The 22,036-nt window shown below is 64.9% G+C and carries 22 protein-coding genes; 10 read left to right on the forward strand and 12 right to left on the reverse strand.

Annotated elements, in window-relative coordinates; translation table 11 throughout:
* Positions 1 to 4: 4 nt before the first annotated feature.
* Entirely contained in the window at positions 5 to 856 is an 852-nt protein-coding gene (locus H281_RS0106675) for an alpha/beta fold hydrolase (RefSeq protein ID WP_020066308.1), read from the reverse strand.
* A gap of 124 nt (positions 857 to 980) precedes the next feature.
* Between H281_RS0106675 and H281_RS0106680 the strand changes: the two genes are divergently transcribed.
* Both H281_RS0106680 and H281_RS0106685 read left to right on the forward strand, forming a co-directional pair.
* Positions 981 to 1,802, forward strand: coding sequence for a LysR substrate-binding domain-containing protein (locus H281_RS0106680; RefSeq protein WP_174447015.1), 822 nt, complete (start codon positions 981 to 983; stop codon positions 1,800 to 1,802).
* 80 nt (positions 1,803 to 1,882) lie between these two features.
* On the forward strand, positions 1,883 to 2,827 hold the full coding sequence (locus tag H281_RS0106685; RefSeq protein WP_020066310.1) for an ATP adenylyltransferase family protein: 945 nt from the start codon (positions 1,883 to 1,885) through the stop codon (positions 2,825 to 2,827).
* 60 nt (positions 2,828 to 2,887) lie between these two features.
* Here the strand turns inward: H281_RS0106685 and H281_RS0106690 are convergent, their stop codons facing one another.
* The 11 genes from H281_RS0106690 to H281_RS0106740 all read right to left on the reverse strand — a co-directional run bounded on the left by H281_RS0106690 (position 2,888) and on the right by H281_RS0106740 (position 13,611).
* Positions 2,888 to 3,922, reverse strand: coding sequence for a vWA domain-containing protein (locus H281_RS0106690; RefSeq protein ID WP_408735236.1), 1,035 nt, complete (start codon positions 3,920 to 3,922; stop codon positions 2,888 to 2,890).
* Positions 3,919 to 4,488 carry a hypothetical protein gene (locus tag H281_RS0106695; protein WP_020066312.1) on the reverse strand — a complete coding sequence of 190 codons (570 nt, stop codon included), beginning with the start codon at positions 4,486 to 4,488 and terminating at the stop codon, positions 3,919 to 3,921. The genes H281_RS0106690 and H281_RS0106695 overlap by 4 nt, the downstream gene beginning before the upstream one ends.
* A complete protein-coding gene (locus tag H281_RS0106700; RefSeq protein ID WP_020066313.1) occupies positions 4,485 to 5,474 on the reverse strand; it encodes a vWA domain-containing protein in 990 nt (329 codons plus the stop codon). Before H281_RS0106700 ends, H281_RS0106695 begins: the two co-directional genes overlap by 4 nt.
* On the reverse strand, positions 5,471 to 6,406 hold the full coding sequence (locus H281_RS0106705) for a hypothetical protein (RefSeq protein WP_020066314.1): 936 nt from the start codon (positions 6,404 to 6,406) through the stop codon (positions 5,471 to 5,473). The genes H281_RS0106700 and H281_RS0106705 overlap by 4 nt, the downstream gene beginning before the upstream one ends.
* Positions 6,403 to 7,362, reverse strand: coding sequence for a DUF58 domain-containing protein (locus H281_RS0106710; protein WP_020066315.1), 960 nt, complete (start codon positions 7,360 to 7,362; stop codon positions 6,403 to 6,405). The genes H281_RS0106705 and H281_RS0106710 overlap by 4 nt, the downstream gene beginning before the upstream one ends.
* Positions 7,363 to 7,365: 3 nt before the next feature.
* A complete protein-coding gene (locus H281_RS0106715) occupies positions 7,366 to 8,385 on the reverse strand; it encodes an AAA family ATPase (protein ID WP_020066316.1) in 1,020 nt (339 codons plus the stop codon).
* A gap of 52 nt (positions 8,386 to 8,437) precedes the next feature.
* Positions 8,438 to 9,424, reverse strand: a complete 987-nt coding sequence (locus H281_RS0106720) for a LysR family transcriptional regulator (protein ID WP_020066317.1) — start codon at positions 9,422 to 9,424, stop codon at positions 8,438 to 8,440.
* A gap of 13 nt (positions 9,425 to 9,437) precedes the next feature.
* Complete coding sequence (locus tag H281_RS0106725; protein WP_020066318.1) at positions 9,438 to 10,247, reverse strand: hypothetical protein; 810 nt, start codon at positions 10,245 to 10,247, stop codon at positions 9,438 to 9,440.
* Entirely contained in the window at positions 10,244 to 11,158 is a 915-nt protein-coding gene (locus H281_RS0106730) for a substrate-binding domain-containing protein (protein ID WP_020066319.1), read from the reverse strand. Before H281_RS0106730 ends, H281_RS0106725 begins: the two co-directional genes overlap by 4 nt.
* A 30-nt stretch (positions 11,159 to 11,188) precedes the next feature.
* Positions 11,189 to 11,608, reverse strand: a complete 420-nt coding sequence (locus H281_RS0106735) for a c-type cytochrome (RefSeq protein WP_020066320.1) — start codon at positions 11,606 to 11,608, stop codon at positions 11,189 to 11,191.
* 236 nt (positions 11,609 to 11,844) lie between these two features.
* The gene (locus H281_RS0106740) at positions 11,845 to 13,611 is read right to left on the reverse strand and encodes a methanol/ethanol family PQQ-dependent dehydrogenase (RefSeq protein WP_370687530.1); all 1,767 of its coding nucleotides are present in this window, start codon (positions 13,609 to 13,611) and stop codon (positions 11,845 to 11,847) included.
* 574 nt (positions 13,612 to 14,185) lie between these two features.
* Here H281_RS0106740 and H281_RS0106745 point away from each other — a divergent pair.
* The 8 genes from H281_RS0106745 (at position 14,186) to fae (ending at position 22,003) form a co-directional block, all read left to right on the forward strand.
* A complete protein-coding gene (locus tag H281_RS0106745; RefSeq protein WP_027804352.1) occupies positions 14,186 to 14,593 on the forward strand; it encodes a 4a-hydroxytetrahydrobiopterin dehydratase in 408 nt (135 codons plus the stop codon).
* Positions 14,594 to 14,807: 214 nt separating this feature from the next.
* Positions 14,808 to 15,836: a beta-ribofuranosylaminobenzene 5'-phosphate synthase family protein gene (locus tag H281_RS0106750; protein WP_020066323.1), complete on the forward strand. Its 1,029-nt coding sequence runs from the start codon at positions 14,808 to 14,810 to the stop codon at positions 15,834 to 15,836.
* A 262-nt stretch (positions 15,837 to 16,098) separates the two neighbouring features.
* Positions 16,099 to 17,064 carry an NAD(P)-dependent methylenetetrahydromethanopterin dehydrogenase gene (locus H281_RS0106760; protein ID WP_027804353.1) on the forward strand — a complete coding sequence of 322 codons (966 nt, stop codon included), beginning with the start codon at positions 16,099 to 16,101 and terminating at the stop codon, positions 17,062 to 17,064.
* 27 nt (positions 17,065 to 17,091) lie between these two features.
* Positions 17,092 to 18,306: an ATP-grasp domain-containing protein gene (locus H281_RS0106765; RefSeq protein ID WP_020066326.1), complete on the forward strand. Its 1,215-nt coding sequence runs from the start codon at positions 17,092 to 17,094 to the stop codon at positions 18,304 to 18,306.
* Positions 18,269 to 19,312 carry a methenyltetrahydromethanopterin cyclohydrolase gene (mch, locus tag H281_RS0106770; RefSeq protein ID WP_020066327.1) on the forward strand — a complete coding sequence of 348 codons (1,044 nt, stop codon included), beginning with the start codon at positions 18,269 to 18,271 and terminating at the stop codon, positions 19,310 to 19,312. Before H281_RS0106765 ends, mch begins: the two co-directional genes overlap by 38 nt.
* On the forward strand, positions 19,309 to 20,343 hold the full coding sequence (locus H281_RS0106775) for an ATP-grasp domain-containing protein (RefSeq protein ID WP_020066328.1): 1,035 nt from the start codon (positions 19,309 to 19,311) through the stop codon (positions 20,341 to 20,343). The genes mch and H281_RS0106775 overlap by 4 nt, the downstream gene beginning before the upstream one ends.
* 108 nt (positions 20,344 to 20,451) lie before the next feature.
* Entirely contained in the window at positions 20,452 to 21,390 is a 939-nt protein-coding gene (locus H281_RS0106780) for a triphosphoribosyl-dephospho-CoA synthase (RefSeq protein ID WP_020066329.1), read from the forward strand.
* Between the two features lie 103 nt (positions 21,391 to 21,493).
* Positions 21,494 to 22,003: a formaldehyde-activating enzyme gene (gene fae, locus H281_RS0106785; RefSeq protein WP_020066330.1), complete on the forward strand. Its 510-nt coding sequence runs from the start codon at positions 21,494 to 21,496 to the stop codon at positions 22,001 to 22,003.
* The last annotated feature ends 33 nt before the right edge of the window (positions 22,004 to 22,036 follow it).

The raw sequence follows: 22,036 nt of genomic DNA on the forward strand, positions 1-22,036 counted from the left end.
ACCTTCAAGAGCTCGCAAACGAACGCACGAGCCGGTTGAAAGCTCCAGCGTTCGACACATTCATTCCGTGCGACGCGCCCGCAATGGTCTGCTTGTCCGCGTAGTCGATCCAGTCCGCGAGTTTTTCGACGTTATTGCGGAACATGCGAGGGCTGCGTTGCCCTTCGATCAACAGCGTTCGGCATTTCACACCGCGCGCCGCGTCGCGTGAATATGCGGGCAACGGATCACGCAGCTGTTTCGGCAAGGTGGCCGCGTTGTCCGTGGCCATCGTGCGAAAGGCTATAGAACTCTTGCGCCATGAGCCCGGCGCGCTGACCGAGTCCACGAACAGTTCAAGACCCGCGTCGATCTCGCCTGCTTCTATCAAGTCCACAACGCGTGCGCGCAGCGCGTTCGTCGCGGTCGGCAGCGACGCGTCGGGCATGCCGTCTATCTGTAACGGACCGCCAGGGTCCGCAAGCGTAAGCGTCTTCACGAGTCGCGGGTACTCGCGCGCCAGGTTGAACGCGACGCAACCGCCGCGCGAGTGGCCGACCAGGTGCACAGGCGCGATGCCGAGCGCCTCGATGAATTCGGCCAGTTCGGCAACATGCGTCTGCCAGCCGAACTCGCCCTGAATGCACGCGTAGGCTGCGGGCCAGTAGTGGCTCAAGCTCACCGAGATGCAGCGGAAATGCCCGGACAGCGCGGCTGCCTGTGCACTCCAGTAGCGGTAGTCGCACAGCGAGCCATGCACGAAGACGAGCGGCTCTCCCGTTCCGCACTCGACATACGGCACGCTAATGCCCGATGCGATGGTCGCAAACGATAGTTCGGGCGCGGCAAGCAGGGAGAAATCGGTTCGGGCGTTCATACACTGGCTCCTTTGCCTGCACTATGCCGCACGTCAACATTTAAGAAAATCGCGTAATATTGATGGAATCTATTTGATTTTATGATACCAGACCTTGAAAGCACTCGATCTCGATGTGATGACGATGATCGTCGCCGTCGCGGACACCGGCAATATCAGCCGCGCGGCGGAAGTCGTGCACCGCTCGCAATCGGCGGTGAGCATGCAGATCAAGACGCTCGAAACCGCGCTCGGCAAGCCGCTTTTCGTGCGCAAGCCGAGGAACGTCATACCGACACAGGACGGCGAAGTGCTGCTCGCTTACGCGCGGCGAATGCTGGCGCTGCGCGACGAAGCCTGGGCCGCCGTGGTTCGGCCCGACGTCACCGGCCGCGTGAGTATCGGCGTGCCGGACGACTACGCGTCCTCCCTACTGCCGCCAATCCTCAAAAAATTCTCCGCAACTTATCCGAAGGTCGAAATCCGGGTAGTCGGCCTGCCGAGCGTCGCGCTCGCGCCCATGGTGAAGGACGGTTCCGTCGATCTCGTGTGCGCAACGCGGGTCAAAGGGTTGTCGGGCGAGTTTTTGCGGCTCGAGCCGATGGTCTGGGCGGCGTCGCCGAGCGCACACGACATCTGGCGCGAAAGGCCGTTGCCGATAGCCGTGTTTTTGCCCGGCAGCGTCGCGCGGGAGAATGCGATCCGCAGCCTCGAACACGCGAAGATCAGCTACCGGACCTCGTATGAAAGTCCGAGTCTGATGGGCCTCGTGTCGATGGCCGAAGCCGGCCTTGCGATCGTTCCGCTCGCACAATGCGCCGTACCCGCGCATTTCGCGCTGCTCGGTCATGCGCAGGGGCTGCCCGAAATCGCAGCGCTCGAAGTCGTGCTCGCGCGAAGCACGGCTTCGAAACGGCCGCCGTGCGATTTTCTCGCGGAGAAAATCATCGCAGAACTGAGGCGCTAACTCGTCGCAGAGAACTGAACGGTGACAGGCGTGACCTTCTCCGCGCGAGGCAGGTCGGCCGAGTGTATAAAGGAAGCTGCATGTCGTCCAAACAGGGCTTGCCTCTTTCGATGAACACCTCCCTTCCCGAGCAAGCCGGCGCGTTATGGCCGGCCATCCTCCGCCAAACCGCACATGCGCTCGATCGCGGCGCGCTGCTTCCGATACAAACGAGCCGCACTACCATCGATGACGGCGGCGTGCGGTTTGTGGTCCGGCAAGTCTCAAGCCTCGCCCGCAAAGAAAAGGACGCGCAGCAGCGCAAAGCCGGATCGAGCGGCGCTCGCGCGTCCAACCCTTTCCTGCCCTACGACCCGGATCTGTTCGTCGCCGACATTTCCGACACGCATCTCGTCCTGCTCAATAAATTCAACGTAATCGATCACCATGTGCTGATCGTTACGCGCCGCTTCGAGCTACAGCGAGCGCTGTTGAATCTCGCGGACTTCCGCGCGCTCTTCACTTGCATGACGCAGTTCGACAGTCTCGGCTTTTACAACGGCGGCCCCGAAGCCGGCGCAAGTCAGCTTCATAAGCATTTACAGATCGCGCCCTTGCCGCTCGACGACACTACGCCACCACTGCCGATAGAACCGCTGCTGGCGTCGGCGCGCATGGACGGCTCCGTCGGTACGGTGCCGGGCCTCGACTTTGCGCATGCGTTTGTCGGCTTCGATCCGGTGCTTGTATCGCGTCCGTTGGAACTGGCGCACAGTGCTTTCGAGCGGTACATGTCGTTGCTCGCCGCAACCGGATTGCACGCTGTCGATGTGGACGGTGAACCGCTGCAATCGGCACCTTATAACCTGCTCGTCACTACGCGATGGATGATGCTCGTGCCTCGCCGCGCCGAGCACAGCGAGGGCATTTCGATCAACGCGTTGGGGTTTGCCGGATCGCTTTTCGTGCGCAACGAAACACAAATGGACATCGTCCGGACGCGCGGTCCGATGAGCATACTGAAACAAGTCGCGGGGACCATCTGAAGCGTCGGTATCTGTATCCTCACTTAATCAGCGGCGAAGAACGAGGCGCAGCTGTCATTGCTACGTCGTGATCGATTCCTCGCTTCGGGTGGCCGCTGTCCGCACGTTGCCAGCAAGCGGTGCGCTATCTGCGCGAGCGCCTCGCGCAGGACGGAAAAGGCGCGCGCCGGCGCGCATCCACGCGGAGACAACGACGATGTCCGGCATGAAGCGCCAGACGAGCAGCAGCAGCGCGAGCGCTGCGGGACACCAGCGCAAATCGGTCGGCACGCTTTCCCGGTGAGCAAGCCGTGCATCGAGCAACGCGTCGCGCAATGACGCGGCGTCGATGAGGCGCCCATAGCCGAACCCGACTTGCCCCGCCACCGACGACAAATAGTGCCCCTGCAACGCCGACAACTCCTCGCGACTCTCGGCATGAGTCGCGGACGCGTGCATCTGCGGGACCTGTACCACCTGGTCCGCCTGCCAGAAGCCGATGCGATTTCCGTGGGCATCGCTGCGCGGAATTGGCGCGGGTTGATCGCCGCCCACGCCGATCAACCAGCCCTTCACGTGAGCGGGATTGATATCCTGCTTGAGCGCATCGGAGGGCAGCAGCGGCGGCGCCTCCTGTCCATCGGTGAGGAACACGACGGCTGTGCTGTCGCCGATCTCCTGCGCCACGCGAACCGCCGAATACACACCGCCTTCTGCAATACGGCTGTAGTTCGTCCAGCGCATGTGCCCGTCGATCCGATCGAGCGACGACAGCAGCGCGTCATAGTTGCCGCAGACTTCGACCGGCGCCACGAGCAGAAAACTCCGTTGCCCGGTGAATGCACTCCAGCCGACTTTCGAGCCGCACGGCAATCGACCGAGTGCCTCGCGCATCGCGGCGCGCGCGAACGCGAGCCGGCTCACCGGCGCGCCGTTCAGCACGACGTCCTCAACGTACATGCTCTGCGTGATATCGAACGTGACAACATAGCTCGACGTGTCGCGCGGCAACGCCACCGGCGGCAAGGTAAGCGCGAGAATCAGCAGCACGAGCGCGGCTGGCATCGTCCAGTGACGGCCTGCGAGAAAACCACGTGTTTGGGCCCCGAGGCTCACGGCAAGTCCTTGCTTTCAGGATCGCGCACCTTGACGTCGTGCTGCTCCTTCACGTCCGGCGCGCCCGATGCGGAACGCGTTTCGGGGGCGAGCCACAACGCCCGTTCCAGGTTGTAGCGCGCATCCCAATCGTCCGGTGCAATGCGTAGCAGGCTGCGGTAGCGCGCCTTGGCTTCCTCGACCATTGCAAGCGATTCGATCGCGCCGGAAGGGCTATGTCCGATGCCCTGCCGCAGGTACAGGTTGCCGAGATCGAACAGCGCCGCGCGTCCGACCTCGCCTTCGGGCTGCTCCCGAATCAGCGACTCGAAGAGTGGGCCCGCCGTATCGTAAGCGCCGTCTTTGGACAACGCCACTGCGCGCGCGAGCCTGACCTGGGGCACATCGTCGGTGCTGGCAACGTTGCGCTTCGCATCTTTGGACCCCGCTTTGTTCGCCACGACGGTTGCCGCAACGGTCCGGTTCACCTGCTCCGCCCGCTGCACTTCGATCCAGTTGTAAGCCGCTACGGCCGCGCAGCACAGCGCCACGGCTCCGAAGATCATATGTACCGACGAGCGCTTCATGACCACACCCGCACCTGAAAGAGCCGTAGTGCCATCAGCAGCACGCAACTTGCAAGCGCGACCGCGAAGCAGTACGGACTGAAGTCCTCGCGAGGCAAACGCTCGATAAACGTAGTCAGCGCATTTTGCTGGCGGTTGATCTCGGCCATCGCGTCCCTCATTGCTTTTGCGTTACCGGTCTGGAACAAACGATAAGGTGTCTTGAGCGACAGGAAATAACGGTGCAGCTCAGCTTCAGCGGACGACTCGCTCGCAGGTACGGCAGCGTTCAGATCGGGGCTGTATACGCTGCTGCGCAAATAGATGAAGTAAAGCGCAATCTCGTTGCGCAGCAGGCCGTCCTCGATCAACTGCCGCTCGCGCGCGTCGAGCTTCGCGCCGCCGTCCGAAACGAGAACGATCGCGCGGCGGCTCGACGAATGCTGCTGATTGAATTCACCGATTGCCGTGAGCAGCCCGAGATCGAGTTGCGTATCGGGCATGCCGCGGCCTACCGCAGTACCGGCGATAGCGGCGTCGATCGCGCGATGGTCGTAGGTGAACGGCATTGCAAGCAACGGGCTCGTGCCGAACATCATGAATGCGAGCCGGTCATTCGGCCTTTGGGCGACGAACTGCGTCAACGAAGCGCGCGCCACTCTGTTCTTCGATTCCCCTGCGCTCACCTCGACACCTTTGCTGTTCATCGGCTCGTCCATGCTGGCACTGCGATCCATCAGAATCAGAATCTGCGCGCCGCTGCCCGTGCGCACCACCTCCCGAGGCGAACGCCCAGGACCGGCCAGACCGATGACGATCGCGAGCATCGCCAGCACCGCACTGCCCTGCGCGACGGCGCCGGTCCATCGCCCGGCGCGATCGTCGGGCAGCCATGCGATCCACGAAAACGGGAGCGTGTCGGCGCGGCGAGGCAACAGCGGCAGCAACACGAGCGGCAGCAGCGCAAGCAGCCAGGGGTGAGCCAGGTCGAGCGCCATATCGTTCATCGCTGGTGGCGCCGCTCCGCGCGATACAGCGCCTCGCACAGCGTGCGCAGCGGATAGGCGTCGCCCGCGGGCGCAGGCCTGAAAAAGCGCTCGGCCGATTGCCGGTAGAACTGCTCCAGTTGCGCGCGCAACGGTTGCAGATAGGGCGCTTGAACGAAGAGACCCGACAGCGCGCCCACATGCACCACGTGGCCCGCCGTTTCGTTCACCGCTCGATGCAGGCAAAGCCATGCCTCCGCAGACGCGTCCCCAGGCGGCCCGCTCGCTCGTGGCTTGCGCTGCATGTGCCGCAGTTCCCGCCAGGCGCGTGCAAACGGCAGACGCGCCGACTCGCGCGCGTTGCGCCAGAACCACCAGCCAGCCCACGACAACAAGGTCAGCATGAGCAAGCCAAGCGCGAAGCCCGCCTGCCGCCGAAGCGCGGCTGTGGGCACCGCGGGCGCCTGGCGGTCCGGACGCAGCGCTTGCAGGTCGCCGACGTTGAACGGATTCGCGGGCGTTGCGGGACCGATGCTGAGCGGCCATTCGCCCACCTGAAGCGTCGCGCCGGACGACGACGTCAGCGACAACGCAGGCAACGCAACCTGCGTGAGTGTCGTCGGCACGTTGACGATCTGGTAGTCGATCGCCATCCACCGACGACCGTCGGCGTCGGTTTCGCTACGAACCCGCCGGCGTTCGAGCCACGAATCGGTGCGACCGAGCGAAGGCGGCGTTACGGTGCCGATATCGTAGCCGTCGCCTTTGAGCAGAATGCGTTGCGTGAGGACGTCGCCCAGCAGGTAGCCGAATGCGCGCGGTTCCTGCACCGTCGGCTGCAAGGCCGCGCCGCTCGCCGCTGCGCTGCTGGTGGACGGCATCATCGCCGGCATCAGCGAAATGGCAAGCACGAGGGCGAACCGGAGGCGGCGCGACGAACCATTTGCTCTCATGCGATTGCCTCCAGAAAATAGCGTGACATCGCTTCCGGGTCGAACGCGCCTTCAATGTAGAACGGCTGCATCGCGCGTTTGCCGAACATCTGCGAGAGTTCCGCGCGGCGCCGTGCAACGCCTTCGTGCCAGCGTTCGCGCGCGCCGGCGCTTAACCACAGCGTGCGCCGCGCACCGGACTCGGCGTCCCTCACCGCAAGCAGCGGACCGCCCGCGGGCGGCGCAATCTCGGCAGCATCCCACACGACGATGGGCACCACATACGCATGCACCAGCAGATCGAGCACCGCCGGCAATGCTGTAAGCGGCCAGTGGAAATCGGAGACGAGAAAGACCAGCGCCTGACGGCCCGCAAGCGTCGACGCAATGCGCTGCAACGCGCCGACGCTGCCGCTGCCGCTGCCGTTGCGGTTGCCAATGCCACTGCCATCGCCGCTGCGGTTGCCGCTGCGGTTACCCGAGACCGCTGCCGCAGCGAAGTCCGCGCCCGTTCCCGCGTCCACACCTGCGCTCTCGCGCAACATCCCCGCAAGCAAATTGCCGATGCCGCGCCCGGAGCGTGGCGGCATGAAAAGGTCGTCGCGCGCGGCGCTATCGAACGCGAGCATCCCCAACGGATCGCCGACGCGAAACGCGCTGTACCCCAATGCTTCGACGAAATCCGCGGCTACCTGCAACTTGCTGCGGCGCGTGCCGAAGCGCATCGACGCCGACACATCCACGAGCACCTGCACGGGCACCGCGGCGCGCTGCAGATGCACTCTCACGAGCCACTCGGAACGGGCCGCGCGCACGCTTGCCCGCAGATCGATGCGACGTGGGTCCGGATAGTCGAACAGGCGGCCATGCATTGCGAATTCCTGGCCGGCACCAAAGCTCGATCCGCGATGCGAGCCGGGCCGAAAGCCCGACGAACGCATCGGCAAACGGTAATGGAATTCCGCGATTTCTTTCATGGATCAGGGCACTGCAAGCCTGTCGACAATCTGCGCGGTCAGCGCCTCCGCCAGTTCCTGACGACGCAACTCGTAGATCGGCGTGAAGAACACACGGTGGCCGAGCGCCGGCAGCAACACCGCGTGAATGTCCTCGGGAATTAGATGCGTGCGTCCCGCGAGCCACGCCACCACACGCGCCGCGCGCAACAGCGCGCTCATGCCGCGCGGGCTCGCGCCCGCCAGAATGAGCCGATCCATGTCCACGCCGTCGAGTGCGATACCGAAACGCTGCGGCGTTTCGGTTGCCTGCCAGATGTCCAGCACATAACGTTCGATCGTTTCGCTCGACTGCACGCTGTGCTGAATGGCCGCGCCAGCCTGATTCAGCTGTTCCCACGGCACGATAGCCGCAGAAAGCCGTGCCAGCAGCCGGTCGACGTCGTGATAATCCGCATCGAACACCAATGCGCGCCGCACGTCGGTGTCGTCCGGTGTCGGCATGCTCAGTTCGAACAGAAAACGATCGCGCGCCGCCGAGGCGAGCTCGAAGGTTTCCTCTTTCTCGACCTTGTTGCGATCGGCGAACACCGTCATGTGCGGGAAGCGGTATTCGCGGTCGAACGCCCAGACGGAGCGCTCGGCCATCGCGCGCAACAAGAGCGACTGAACCTGCGGACGCGCCCGATTGATTTCGTTGAAGAAGAATGTCGTAAGAGCCTCGCCGTGTCGCAGAAGCGGGCCTGGATCGATACGCGGCCTGCCCTCGGCATCGACATACGTGTGATACACAAGATCACCCGGCATCAGGTCGATCGTGCCTTCCACGCGCTCGAAATCGCCGCCTACGACACGCGCAAACGCGCGCAGCACCGTCGTCTTGCCGACGCCCACGCCGCCTTCGAGCAGCACATGCCCGCGCGCGAACAACGCAACGGTGATGAGCCGGATCACCTCTGCCTGGCCGATCACGGCGCTCGCGACTTCCTCCTCGATCTGCAGCGCATGCAGACGCCAGTCCTGAAGCTGTTCGCTGGATCCCATCGGTGCAATCTCCTATGGCCGGCACACCCTGCGCCGCCGGCAAAATTGCGAGTCACGCGGACGCATCGTCGACTGCCGGTATGAGGACCTTCGGCTTGCTGGGCGGCCGTACGAATACCGCATACTCGCGCTCCAGATAAGCCGCGGCCTGTTCCAGCAGAAACTGCCGGAACATCATGCAGGTCGGCGAAAGCTGCTTGGCGCGCAAATGCACGATCTGCCACGTGCGCTCGATCGGCGTGCCGTTCACATCGAGCAATGCGAGTTCTTTCGTCCGCAATTCCAGCAGCAGCGTATGCAGCGAAATAAGGCTCACGCCCATTCCGGCGATCACTGCCTGCTTGATCGTTTCGTTGCTGCCGAGCGTGACGACTTTCGCGGGCGTGAAAAGATGCTGCCGGAACATTTCCTCCGCGGCCATGCGGGTGCCCGAGCCGGGTTCTCGCAGCAGAAACGTGTCGCCGCGCAACTCCTGCAAGTCAAAGCGCTGCGCGCCCGCGAGCGGATGGTCAACCGGCGCGATGAGCACTTGCGGATGCCACGCGAGCGGCTCCGTTGTCGTATCCAGTTCAGGCGGCGGACGTCCCATGATCGCGAGATCGATCGCGTTGTCCTGAAGCAGGCGCAACAGCGCATCGCGGTTGCCGACCGAGAAGTGCACGTCGACTTTCGGATAAAGATGCGAATACATCGCGAGCAACTTGGGCGCGAAATACGTTGCGGAACTGACGATGCCCACTGCAATAGAGCCGCTATCGGCCTGCTTGAGCGAACTCATCGCGTCCTCCGCGTCCTTGATCTCACCGAGAATCCGGCTCGCGTGATGGCTGAACTTCTCGCCGGCTTCGGTCAGCGCGAGCTTACGCGCGATCCGCTCGAAGAGACGCAGGCCGACCGCCTCCTCCAGCTGATGAATCTGCATCGACACCGCGGGCTGCGTCAGATGCAATTCTTCGGCGGCTCGCGCAAAACTCGTATAGCGGCTCGCCACGACGAAGATCTGCAATTGACGCAGCGTGAGCGAGCGGATGAAGTTCACGGCCGCGCGTCCGCTACCGGCTTGCGCGCGGCGCGTTCGACGACTTGACGGGCGCGTTCGGTGTGTTCGGTACGTTCGGCGCATTCCCCGGCGGCGGCAGCTTGCGCAACGCAGCCTGGAAGCTCAGGGTGCGGCTATGCAGCGGATGCGCGAAGTCGTTGTTCGCGCCGGGCACCTCCGTGCGAATCAACGCGACCTCGCCCGGTACCGTACTCGCGATCAGGAACGTGTAGCGCTTCGCGGTGTACTGAGCGAAACGTTCGGCATTGGGATCGTCGAGATAGGGCTGTACGACGATCTGCTGAGCCTTCACCGGCTTGCCGTCTATCTGGCTCGTCACCGTTTCGATCTTCGGCCCGGCGGCAAGCGCGAGCCGCAAGCGCTGCTGGAAATAGCGCCGTTGTCCGCCCGTCAACTGCTCCATCTCGGCGATGTCGCGTTCGAGGAAATAGATGATCACCGGGTTGCACTGCAAGCCGCCGTTCGGCAACGATACGGCCCCGCTGTGATCCGACACCTGGGCGTCGCCCTTCGCGTTGTCCGGGCTCGTCACGAGCACCTTGACGATGTCGGTGCCGCGCGCGGGCGGGTCGGAACTGAGCAGCGCGTAGTCGAGTTCGGTTTGCTGCGCGACGCCGTGCAGATGATCGGTCGTGAAGATCAGCCGCTCGGCCGGCGATATCTCGCTGGTCCCCGCGGCAGGCGCGGCCGCGTGCGCATCGCCGATCAGGCACGCAAAACCCGTAAAGCACGCGATGCTCGCAGCGCCTGCCGCAAGCATGCGCCGCCATTCACGTCGCACACCGGCTTGCGCCGCCGTCATGGCGATGCGTCCGCGGGCTTGCCGGACGGCGCATCGACGGGCTTCAGAAGCGGTACTTCATAACTGGTCAGGATGCTGTCGATCTTGTCGTGGTTCGCGCCGATCCATTGATCGACCTTGTCTTTCCACGCCTTCTCGCCGTAGCGCACGCCCATCGAGATCGTATAGTCGAAACGGATGCCCGGCGTGGCCGGAAAAGGCACGAGCTTCACCGAATCGCCGGAACGTTTCGCAAAGTAGCCGGCAATCGGCCCCCACAGGAACACGACGTCCACGTTGCCAGCCTGCAGATCCTTTTCGATCATCTGGCCGGGATATTCCTGCGGATCGCCGCTTTGCACCTGATACGACACAGCCTGATCGATCAGGTTATGACCGAGCAGCCAGTCGACCGCGGGCGTCTGCGAGAAGATGCCGAAGCGCAGCTTGTGCAATTGATCCGGCGGCAGCTTGAGCAGATCGTCCGGCGTATTGATGCCGGCCAGCTCGGGCCGCTTCTTGAACACCATTGCATAGGTGGAGCGCAGATACGGCTGCGTCGTCGAAGTCATGTCGTAGCCTTTCGGCACGCCGATGATCAGATCGCATTTGTAGCGCTCGCTGTCGGCCACCTTCTCGCGCAGCGTGTGACGCACGAAGCCCATGCGCTGCGGAAAATACGTGTATTCGAGCTTGTAGCCGAAGTCGCTCGCCATCTGGCTCGCAATGCGGTTCTCGTAACCCTCGCCCTTGTTGTTCGACAGGGGCATGTTGTTCGGGTCCGCGCACACTCGCAGAACGCCGTCGGCGCCGTCGTTGTTCGGCAGCGCCGCCTCGCCCTGGGCGCGTACCGCGCCGCTTGCGAGCGCCGCATAGCACAGCGCGCCTGCCACGAGCGCGGCATGCGCGTGCATGAGTTTGCGATGACGCATCGATCACCTCCTGAAGTTGTGGCGCCGGCGCTATTTCGCGTCGATGGCCTGCAGATCGCCGGGCTTGATCTGCCCGTCGGAGCGCCCTTTCAGATAGGCGTAAAGGTTCTCCCAGTTCTTTTGCATCATCTGGCTGGAACTGAAGTCAGGCATGCCCTTGTCGACCCGCCCACCGAACACCGTGCGGTGAAACTCGTTCTTGTCGAGCGTCTTGAAGGCGTCGACAAGCGAGGGTCCCACCATGCCCTGCTGCTGCGCGCCGTGGCAGCGTTCGCATGCAAGCGCGCGCCAGGTCTTCCATCCTTGCAACGTATTGGCGTCCACCTTGCTGCCGTCGACCACCTTGTACGCCACCTGGGCCATCGCGGGATTGGTCTGGGCGTACGTGACAGGCAGCATGACGAAAACGACGGGCAGTGCCGCCCGCAACAAGATTGCTCGGCGTTTCATAGACAGATGTCTCCTGATGTTAGAGCCGCGCGCGATGCGTTTCATCGACGCATTGCTGCATCTCTGCAAGCGCGCGGACCTGGTAACTCGTATGTGACTCGTATGTGACTCGTATGTGACTCGTATGTGACTCGTAGTTCGAACCCGCATTGAACCGTCCTGACGAACCGGCGCCGCCGGCTGCCCCCGGTGCTTCACCAGGAGCGAACCGGCCGCGCGATTCGAACGACCTGCCCTCAGCTGTTGCCGCCAGGAATGGCGAACACGAAGAGCGTACCGCCGAGCGCCGTGTACTTCGCGAGCTCGCGATAACCGCCCACCGCGCCGAGGCCTTCCGTCGATTTCTCGAGTCCTGCCGCCATGCCGATGCCGGCCCAGCCGCCAATGCCCGAGTAGACGCCGACGTACTGCTTGCCCTGATACTGGTACGTGAACACGTTGCCGATAATCCCCGACGGGGTCTTGAAGCGCCACAACTCCTTGCCGTCCTTGATGCGAACCGCCTTGAGGTAGCCTTCCAGCGTGCCGTAGAACGCAATGCCGCCAGCGGTCGCGAGCGCGCCCGACCACACCGAGAACTTCTCCGGCTTGGACCAGACGATCTTGCCCTTCGCCGCATCCCACGCGATGAAATTGCCCATCGCATTGTTCTCGTTCGGACCCGGATACATCGACAGCGTCGCGCCCACATACGGCTGACCGGACACGTAGTCGACATCGAACGGTTCGTAGTCCATGCAAACGTGATTCGTCGGCACGAGGAAGAGGCTCGAGTTCGGGTCGTACGCTGCGGGCTGCTGATCCTTCGAGCCGAGCGCCGCCGGACAGATGCCCTTCACGTTGTGATCCGAACCTGCTGCCTGCGTCGAATACGCCGCGTTACGAATCGGCTTGCCGCTCTTCAGGTCGACGCTGTCGGCCCAGTTCACGGCGGGGTCGAACTTCTGAGCAACGAGCAGTTGGCCGCTCTCGCGGTTCAACGTGTAGCCGAAGCCATTGCGGTCGAAGTGAACGATAGCGGGTACCTTTTTGCCGTCGATCGTCAGATCCGACAGGATCATTTCATTGACGCCGTCGTAGTCCCACTCGTCGTGAGGCGTCATCTGATAGACCCACTTCGCCATGCCGGTATTCAGATCGCGGGCCATGATCGACATCGACCACTTGTTGTCGCCCGGACGTTGCGTCGGGTTCCATGTGCCGGGATTGCCGGTGCCGTAGTAGACAAGGTTGAGCTTCGGATCCCACGCATACCAGCCCCACGTGGTGCCGCCGCCCAGCTTCCACTGATCGCCCTTCCAGGACTTCAGCGACGAGTCCGCGCCCACCGGCACCATCTTGCCGTCGGCGTAGGTCATCGTTTTGTCGGGGTCCATCAGCATGTCTTTATCCGGACCCGTGCTGTACGCGGTCCAGGCCGGTTTGCCGGTCTTGATGTCATACGCGATCAGACGTCCACGCACGCCGAACTCGCCGCCCGAGATGCCCGTCAACACCTTGTCGCCGAAAACGTGCGGCGCGTTGGTGTTCGTTTCGCCGGCTTTGGAGTTGCCGTTCTGCGCGGTCCAGACCACGTCGCCCGTTTTGGCGTTCAACGCGACGAGCTTGGTGTCGGCTTGCTGCAGGAAGATCTTGCCGTCGCCATAGGCGAGCCCGCGATTGACTGTGTCGCAGCACATCACGGAGACAACCGAATCGTCCTGCTTCGGCTGGTACTGCCAGAGGAATGTTTGATCCTTCAGGTTGATCGCAATCACCTTGTTAGGGAACGGCGAGTGGATATACATGGTGTCGCCGATCACGAGCGGCGCGCCTTCATGGCCGCGCAGCACGCCGGTCGACATGGTCCACGCGACCTGTAGTTTGCCGACGTTGTTCTCGTTGATCTGCTTGAGAGGGCTGTAGCGGTGATTCGCATAATCGCCTGCCTGCGCCGCCCAGTTCGACGGACTTTTCATGAGCCCATCGAGCTGCGAATCGGCCTGTGCAACGATAGAGCTCATGGCTGCCGACGCGAGGATCGCGAGCCCAAGAACCGTGGTGCGTAAGTTCATGTCTCCTCCAGAATGGTCTTGCTGTTCAACTCACGAATGACCCACGCTACCTCGTCGCACCGGGCGCGCCCTCCACGGATGCAGGGTAACGATCAGCGCCATTCCCAATCGTTGTCGGGTTTGCGGCGCATGACGGCCAACGCATATTCCATGCCGGTCGCGCAGCGGCACGCGCCGCCTTCGCCGCCACAAGCCGGTCTGAAAACGCCGCACAGGCACACCGCATCAGGCTACGCGCCGCGCGTCGGGTACCGTTCGAGCGCCGTGCGCAGGCTGTATCAAACGGCAATGACGCGAGACGCCGTTCGGCGGTGTCACGCCGTCACACCACTTAATCCGGGCATGTGGAACATACTGTGTCATTGCCCGATACGAAGCGTGTCCGTCGCGTCGCAGGCCGCGGGAGAACCGCTTCGCAAAAGCGCTGTATCGGGTTCGCGCGAGTACGGCGCATCCAGTGGCGGGTCATTTGCAGCGCAACATGAGTGTTATCGATCGAACCAACATCCGCGGAGAAGCGATCATGGCAAAAACCGAAAAGACCTATACCGACGAGGAGATCCAGCAACGGCTCGTCGGACCGCTCCAGCACTGGTACGTGGAAGACGGCTGGCTGCGGCGCAAATACCGCACCGAGGGCTGGAAGGGAACGTTGATGGTGGTGAACGCAGTGGGCCATCTCGCGGAAGCCGCATGGCATCACCCCGATCTCACGGTCTCCTATGCATTCGTGATCGTGAAGCTGAAGACGCACTCCGCAAAAGGCATCACCGACAAGGACTTTGCGCTCGCCAACAAGATCGAGTCGTTCATCCAGTGGCAGCCGGCCACCGAAGGCGGCCCGCTGGAAGGCACGCCGAGCGACGACCAGCGCTTTCGCTACATCAAGTACGACGCGGCGAAAGCGGAGGGAGCCGCCGAGGGCGGCTGAGGCGGGAGCGGCTAAGCGGGAGCGGCGAAGCGGAAGCGGCCCGCACGTCATCTGGTACGTCTGAAAGCGGACGTCCCCGTATGTGCCTGGTACGGCTTTCGCTTAACGTCCTGCGCCGGCCGCCCACGGGACGGCACACGCCGTCGCCAGGGCGGCGTGTGCGGCTCGCCGTGCGCGGCCTACACTGGATCACGCCCGAACAAGGACACTTGCGATGCAGCTTCACGTTCGCCGCCTTCCGCCTGACGCCACCGTGACGGTCGACGCCCCCGCGCGGTTGCATCTGGGCTTTCTCGACCCGAATGCGTCGCTCGGACGCGCGTTCGGCAGCGTCGGACTCGTGATCGACGGCGGCGGCACTCGCGTCGAAGCGCGGCTCGCTGAACGCGACCGCATCGACGGTGCGGTGTCCGATGCGGAACGCGAGCGCATCGCGGTATGTCTCGAACGGCTGCACGCCGCCTACGACCCCACGCCCGTCGCGATCGACGTCACTCAGACACCGCGCGCCCACACGGGCCTCGGATCGGGGACGCAGCTCGCGCTCGCAGTCGGCGCGGCGTTCGTCCGGCTGCTCGGCCACGTCGCGCCGAGCGCCGAACTCGCGGCCCTGCTCGGACGCGGCGCGCGCTCGGGCATCGGCGTGCTCGGTTTCGATTCCGGCGGCCTGCTGGTGGACGGCGGCCCGTCGGGCGATCTGCATCCGGGCGTGCCGCCGCTGCTCGCACGCCAGCCGTTTCCCGACGACTGGCGCGTGCTGCTCGTCAGCGACAATTCACGCGAAGGTCTGCACGGCGCTGACGAACGGCGCGGCCTCGCCGCGCTCGCGCCGTTTCCTCAGAAACTTGCCGCGCATCTTTGCCACCTCGTGCTGATGAAGATCCTGCCTGGCGCCGCCGAGCGGAACATCGTGCCGTTCGCGCATGGGTTGACCGAGATGCAGCAGACCATCGGCGAATACTTCGCGCCCGTGCAAGGCGGCGTGTTCGCGAGCCCCGGCGTCGAGCGTGCGCTGCGCGCCGTGGCCGCGCAGCGCACCGCCGGAATCGGCCAGACTTCGTGGGGGCCGACGGGCTTTGCGATCGTCGGCAGCGCCCGCGACGCCGAAGGCGCGCTCGCTACGGCGCGCGAAGCCACGCGCGGCATGCCGCACATCGAATGCACGATCGTGACGGGACGCAATCGCGGCGCGACGGTGCGCTCCGCCGAAGCGCGGCAGCATCGGCGCATCGACGCCGCATGATGTGCGTTTATTCCGCGCCGCGAGTTACGGACCGGGCAGCCGGTGAACGGGCGCGTCGAAATGGAGCGCGCTCGAACGCGCGATCTGTAAACGGCCAGCTCGCGAAAGCATCGCGCATGCACATATGGCGCCGGCGGCCCATGCAACAGGCGCGGCACACGCGCCATCGATCCGACTCATACTCGCCACGCCCACGCGCAGCAACGCCCTAGTCCCCGCGTTGCGCAGTTCATGACATCGTCACTGAAACGAGCCCCCTGCCATGTCCGACACTACTGAAAGACCCGCTGAAAGACCCGCTGAAAAACCTGCCGAAAGGCCCTACATCCTGCACATGTTCACGGCCACGCCGCAGATGAGTCCGTTCGACGTCAATATGGCCGCCGACGCCGGCTACCAGATCATCGTGCCGTATTGCAATGTCGACGCCGGAATGGTCGCCAACCTCACTCAGGACGCGATCTTTTCGCGCGGCCCGAAAGGCGTGGCGCGCACCGGCATCTTCATCGGCGGACGGGATGTGATGCTCGCCGCCGACATGCTCGACACCGCGCGCAAAGCCATGGTCCCGCCGTTCGAGGTGTCCGTGTTCGCCGATCCGAGCGGCGCATACACGACCGCCGCCGCGCTCGTCGCGCTGGCCGAGCGGCATCTGGGCAAGGCCTATGGGATGGAGTTGGGCGGCAAGCGTGTGTTGATTCTCGGCGGCACCGGCGCCGTCGGTCGCGTGGCGGCGGCGATGGCGGCTTCGCTCGGCGCGGATGTGTCGATCGGGAGCCACACCGACCAGGCGCGCGCGGTGCGGGTCAGCGACGATCTGAACCAGCGCTTTGGCATCGTGACCAAAGGCGTGGGCACGGCGACTCCCGCCGAACTGCGCGCGGTGCTCGGCGAGGCCGAGATCGTGCTGGCCACGGCGATCGCCGGCGTCCAGGTGGTGACCCGCGAGGACCTCGAACATGCGCGCCGTCTGCTGATCGCCGCCGACGTCAACGCGGTGCCGCCCGAAGGCATTGCCGGCGTCAACGTGATGAACGACGGCAAGCCGATCGAAGGTGTGCCCACCACGGGCGGCGCAATCGGCATCGGCGCACTGGCGATCGGCAATGTCAAATATCAGGTCGAACACCGGCTGTTCACGCGGATGCGCACGGGCGGCAAACCCGTCTACCTGAGTTTTCCGCAAGCGTTCGACGAGGCGCGCGCCGTCGCGGCCGGTCTTGGCTGAGCGGCAAACTGTGCGGGAGCACCAGCCATGACCATGCGTCCATCTCCAGCGCGTGCGCCGTTCGTCGCGGTGGCGGGCCTGTCCGCGCGGATGCTCGCGCAGTCCGCCGCGCGTGCGGGCTTGCGGGTCGTCGCGCTCGACGTGTTCGGCGACTGCGATACGCGCGAGGCCTCCGAACTGTGGTTCGACATCGGCGGCGGCCCGTTGTCGATCGACGCCGCGCGGCTCACCGACGCGCTGGAACGCAGCGCGCGCCTGCCGGGCATGATCGGCTGGATCGACGGCAGCGGGCTCGAACCATTCGTTGCGCAGTTGCGCAGCGCGCCGGGCCTGCCGCGCTTCATCGGCAATTCCGTCGACGCCACCGCTGCCGTGCGTGATCCGCGGCGCTTCTTCGCGCTGCTCGACGAACTCGGCATTCCGCATCCGCCGGTCGCCTTCACGCGCCCCGCCGCGCCGCAGGGCTGGCTCGCGAAACGCGCGGACGGCTGCGGCGGAACGCACGTCGAGCCGCTCCCTGCGGTCACCGACGCACGCGTTCCCGCGCAAGTCTATTTCCAGCGCCACAGCCGAGGCGTCGCGATGTCGGCGCTTTTTATCGCGGCGCGCGGCAGCGCGCGCGTGATCGGCTTCGCGCACCAGCTTACGTGCGCGATGGGCAACTTGCCGTTCGTGCATGCGGGCTCCATCGGCCCAATCGACCTGCCGCCCGCCGTCGAGGTGCGCGTTCGGGCGGCGATCGCCGCGTTGTGCGCGCGCGTCGGGCTTAGCGGCATCAATAGCTGCGACTTTCTGCTCGACGGCGATTCGTTCGAACTGCTCGAAATCAACACACGCCCTTCGTCGACGATGACGCTTTACGAAACCGCCTCGCCCGATGCATGGGCACGCGGGCTCGTCGCCAGTCATATCGACGCCTGCCGTCACGGCCGTCTGCCCGCCGAACCCCCGCGTGCGACGTGGCGCGCCGGTCAACAGGTGCTGTTCGCGCCGCGTCCGTTCGCTGTCTCGCAAGCGTTCAGCGATGCCTGCATGCGCGATCCGCGTTGCCGCGACGTGCCGATGCCCGGCACATGGGTCGAAGCCGGCCAGCCCGTCTGTACGCTCATCGTGCGCGCCGCTTCGGTGGACGCGGTACGGCATGCGCTCGACGCCCAGCACACGCTGGTGCTGCAACGAATCGAAACCTGCCATGAGCCCTGCTATGAACCCGACTGTGCCTTCATCCACTGCCACTCCTGACGAACCCAGGCCGCCGCTCGCGGATGCCGCCGCACTGAGCGTCAACGCGCTCAGCGAACGTCTGGTCGCCCGTCTCGTCGACGACGCCCCGCGTTTCGGCGCCGCGATTAGCCGCACGGCGAACGGCACGGTGCTCGTCGACGCGGGCGTGGCTGCGCCCGGCAGCGTCGCGGCGGGCGTGCTGATCGCTCGCATCTGCATGGGCGGCCTCGGCCACGTGACCGTGCGCGAGAGCCTGGATGCGAGGCCGCTGTGGCCGAGCACGATTGAAGTGCGCACGTCGTGGCCGGTGCTGGCCTGCCTCGCCAGTCAATACGCGGGATGGAGCCTCGCGGCAACGAAGGAGCAGACCGGCGGCAAGAAGTTTTTCTCTCTCGGATCAGGCCCGGCGCGCGCGCTTGCGGTGAAGGAGCCGCTCTTCGCCGAACTCGGTTATCGAGATCGTCACGAGCGCGGCGTGCTCGTGCTCGAAGTGGACCGTCTGCCGCCGCAGTTCATCATCGACAAGGTGGTGCACGACTGCGGTCTTGCGCCCGAGCGGTTGACAGTCGTCACCACGCCGACACCGTCTGTCGCGGGAACGGTGCAGGTAGTGGCGCGGGTCGTCGAGGTTGCGTTGCACAAAACGCATGTGCTGGGCGTCGCACTGGACGAGGTGGTGGAAGCCGGCGGCTCCGCGCCGTTGCCGCCGCCGGCGCCGGACGGCGTTCAGGCAATGGGCCGCACCAACGACGCAATCCTGTACGGCGGCCGCGTGCATCTCACGGTGAAGCACGACGCGGTGGCACGGCGGCTCGCCGCGGAACTGCCCGCATCGACTTCGCGCGATCACGGCCGGCCGTTCGCGGATATCTTCACATCGTTCAATTTCGACTTCTACCAGATCGACCCTGCGCTGTTCGCCCCGGCTGAAGTGTGGGTGAGCAGCCTCGAAAGCGGCGCGACCTATCACGGCGGCGCCGTCGACGCGGACCTGCTGCACGGTCAATGGAGCGGCAAGCCATGAGTCTGCCTTTGCCCAGCGACTCGACGGCCATGGACGCGGGCACCGACACGCCCGGCGCGCAGGCCCCGCTGCGCATCGCGATCATGACCGACGAAACCGGCTGGCACACCGGGCGCCTGAAAAAAGCGTTTCGCGCGCGTGGTGCGGAGGCGCGCTGCATCGACCTCGCCGATTGCCGCATCGACACGACGTGGGAACCGCATGGGCTCGTGCTGCCGGGCTTCGGCCATGGGCTGCCCGACGCCGTTTTTGTGCGTGGCATCGCAGGCGGCACGTTCGAGCAGGTGACGTTGCGGCTCGGCATCCTGCATGCGCTGCGCGAATCGGGCGTGCCGGTCTACAACGACGCACGCGCGATCGAACGCAGCGTCGACAAATCGATGACGAGTTTTTTGCTGCATCGCCACGGCGTGCCTATGCCCGCCACGTGGGCCGGCGAATCGGCAGCATTTGCGCAGCGCGTCCTGATGCGTGAGGCGGCGGCCGGACGCCAGGTCGTGCTCAAACCGCTGTTCGGCTCGCAAGGCCATGGGCTGAAACGGCTCGGCTTGCGCAGCACGCCGCCGCGCGCGCTGGCACCGCTGCCTTCGTTGAAGCCGTACAGCCAGGTGGCGTATCTGCAGCGTTTTATCGACGGCGGCAGGCCAGGCTTCGATTGGCGCGTGCTCGTGATCGGCGGCCGCGCGGTGGCGGCGATGCGGCGCATCGGCGGCAAAGGCTGGATTCATAACTTCGCGCAGGGCGCCACGTGCGAGGCGGCCGAGCTGGACCCCGCGCTCGCGCAAACGGCCGTGCGCGCCACCGAGGCGCTCGGGCTCGACTACGCGGGTGTCGACCTGATTCCCGACCCTCACGACGCCGCCCGGCCGCTCGTGCTGGAGGTCAACGGCGTGGCGGCGTGGCGCGGCCTGCAATCGGTAACGTCCATCGACATTGCAGCGGCGCTCGCCGACGATCTGCTGTTCCGCAAGCTGCCCGCGCAGCGCGGCGAGGTGGCGGCGGTGGTGGCGCTGCACGGACGCCATGGCTGAGCGGCTGCGGGGTTTTCTGCTCGCGATGGCCCTGAGCGGCTGCTTGAGCGGCTACAAGAGCCGCTACAGTGCGCGGCGAGTTCGAGAGGTTCCGGGGCTCCCGCCGATATGAACACGCCCCGATTCGTCACCGACTCAAAGCATGCTCGCGCTGCCTTCCTGACAGCCTGCCGGCTGGACGTCGAGACACCGAAGCCAGGCAATGTCAGCGTGGATAGCGAAGGCCACGGCATGAGCGCGGCGCAGTTCATCGCGAGCGCCGACGCGGCCGCCGACGCGCTGTTCGCGCGCGGCATGCCCGTCGGCCAGCGCCTGCTCGATGCGGTCACGCGCACGCGCGCCACGGTCGGCTGCAATACGAACCTGGGCATCCTGCTGCTGGTCGCTCCTCTCGCCGCAGCGCTCGAAGAAACCGCGCACCCGCTGTCGGCCCACGCGTGGCACGCGGCAACCGGGCGCGTGCTTGCTAGCCTCGATATCGACGACTCCCGCCTCGCATACCGCGCGATCGCGCTCGCCAATCCGGGCGGTCTCGGCGAGGCTCCCGAGCAATCGGTGCACGACGCGCCGACAGTCGCGTTGCGCGCCGCGATGGCACTCGCCGCCTCGCGCGACAGCATCGCGCGCCAGTACGCCGAGGGCTTCCGCGACATTTTCGAAACCGGCCTCGCCGCGTGGCGCGAAGTTCCGGCCGACGATCCGCGCATCGCCACGCTGAACGTGTTCCTCACGTTCTTCAGCACGTGGCCCGACTCGCACATTGTGCGTAAGCATGGACTTGGGGTGGCGCAGAGTGTCACGCGAACGGCACGCGAGCGGCACGCGCAATGGCGTCGCACGCTCACGCAAACGAGCGCCGCCGCGGGCAATCGGTCCCTCGATACATGGGATGCCGAAATGAAAGCGGCTGCCATCAATCCCGGTACCAGCGCGGACCTGACGGTGGCGACGCTGTTCGTCGCACTTTGCCTCGATGAGCCGGGCACCTTAAACGGCGCGCCATCCGAGGCTGACGCGCCCCGCACTGGCACGGATTCTGTTAGTTAATGCCACCGTGCATCAACCGCTGCCAGGCGATCGCGGACCAGGACCGTTCAGGCGGCGTGTCAGTCAGTCGGCAAGTCCCCATTCCACTCATCGGAGGAACAGCATGGCCAAGATCAACCGCGTCCTGATAGGCGAGTCGCTCGTCGGCGACGGCAACGAGGTCGCACACATCGACTTGCTGATGGGACCGCGAGGTTCCGCTGCGGAAACCGCATTCTGTCATGCGCTAACCAACAATAAGGACGGCTTCACATCGCTGCTCGCGGTCGTCGCGCCGAACCTGCTCACCAAGCCCAACACGATCCTTTTCAACAAGGTCACGATCAAGGGCGCGAAACAGGCGGTGCAGATGTTCGGGCCGGCGCAGCATGCCGTCGCGCTCGCTGTCGCTGACAGCGTCGAGGACGGCACGATCCCGCAGGACGAGGCGGACGACCTGTTCCTATGCGTCGGCGTCTTTATTCACTGGCAGGCGGACGACGACAAGAAGATTCAGGAGTACAACTACAAGGCGACGCGCGAGGCGATCCAGCGTGCCGTCAAAGGCGAACCGAGCGCTGCGGAGGTCGTGTCGAAGAAGAGCAGCGTCGCGCATCCGTTCGCTCCGAACTGATGGCTCCCGGCCCGCGCGGACACAGCCGCAAAA

Origin of the sequence: Paraburkholderia caledonica, assembly GCF_000383275.1 — a bacterium.
Lineage (GTDB): Bacteria > Pseudomonadota > Gammaproteobacteria > Burkholderiales > Burkholderiaceae > Paraburkholderia > Paraburkholderia caledonica.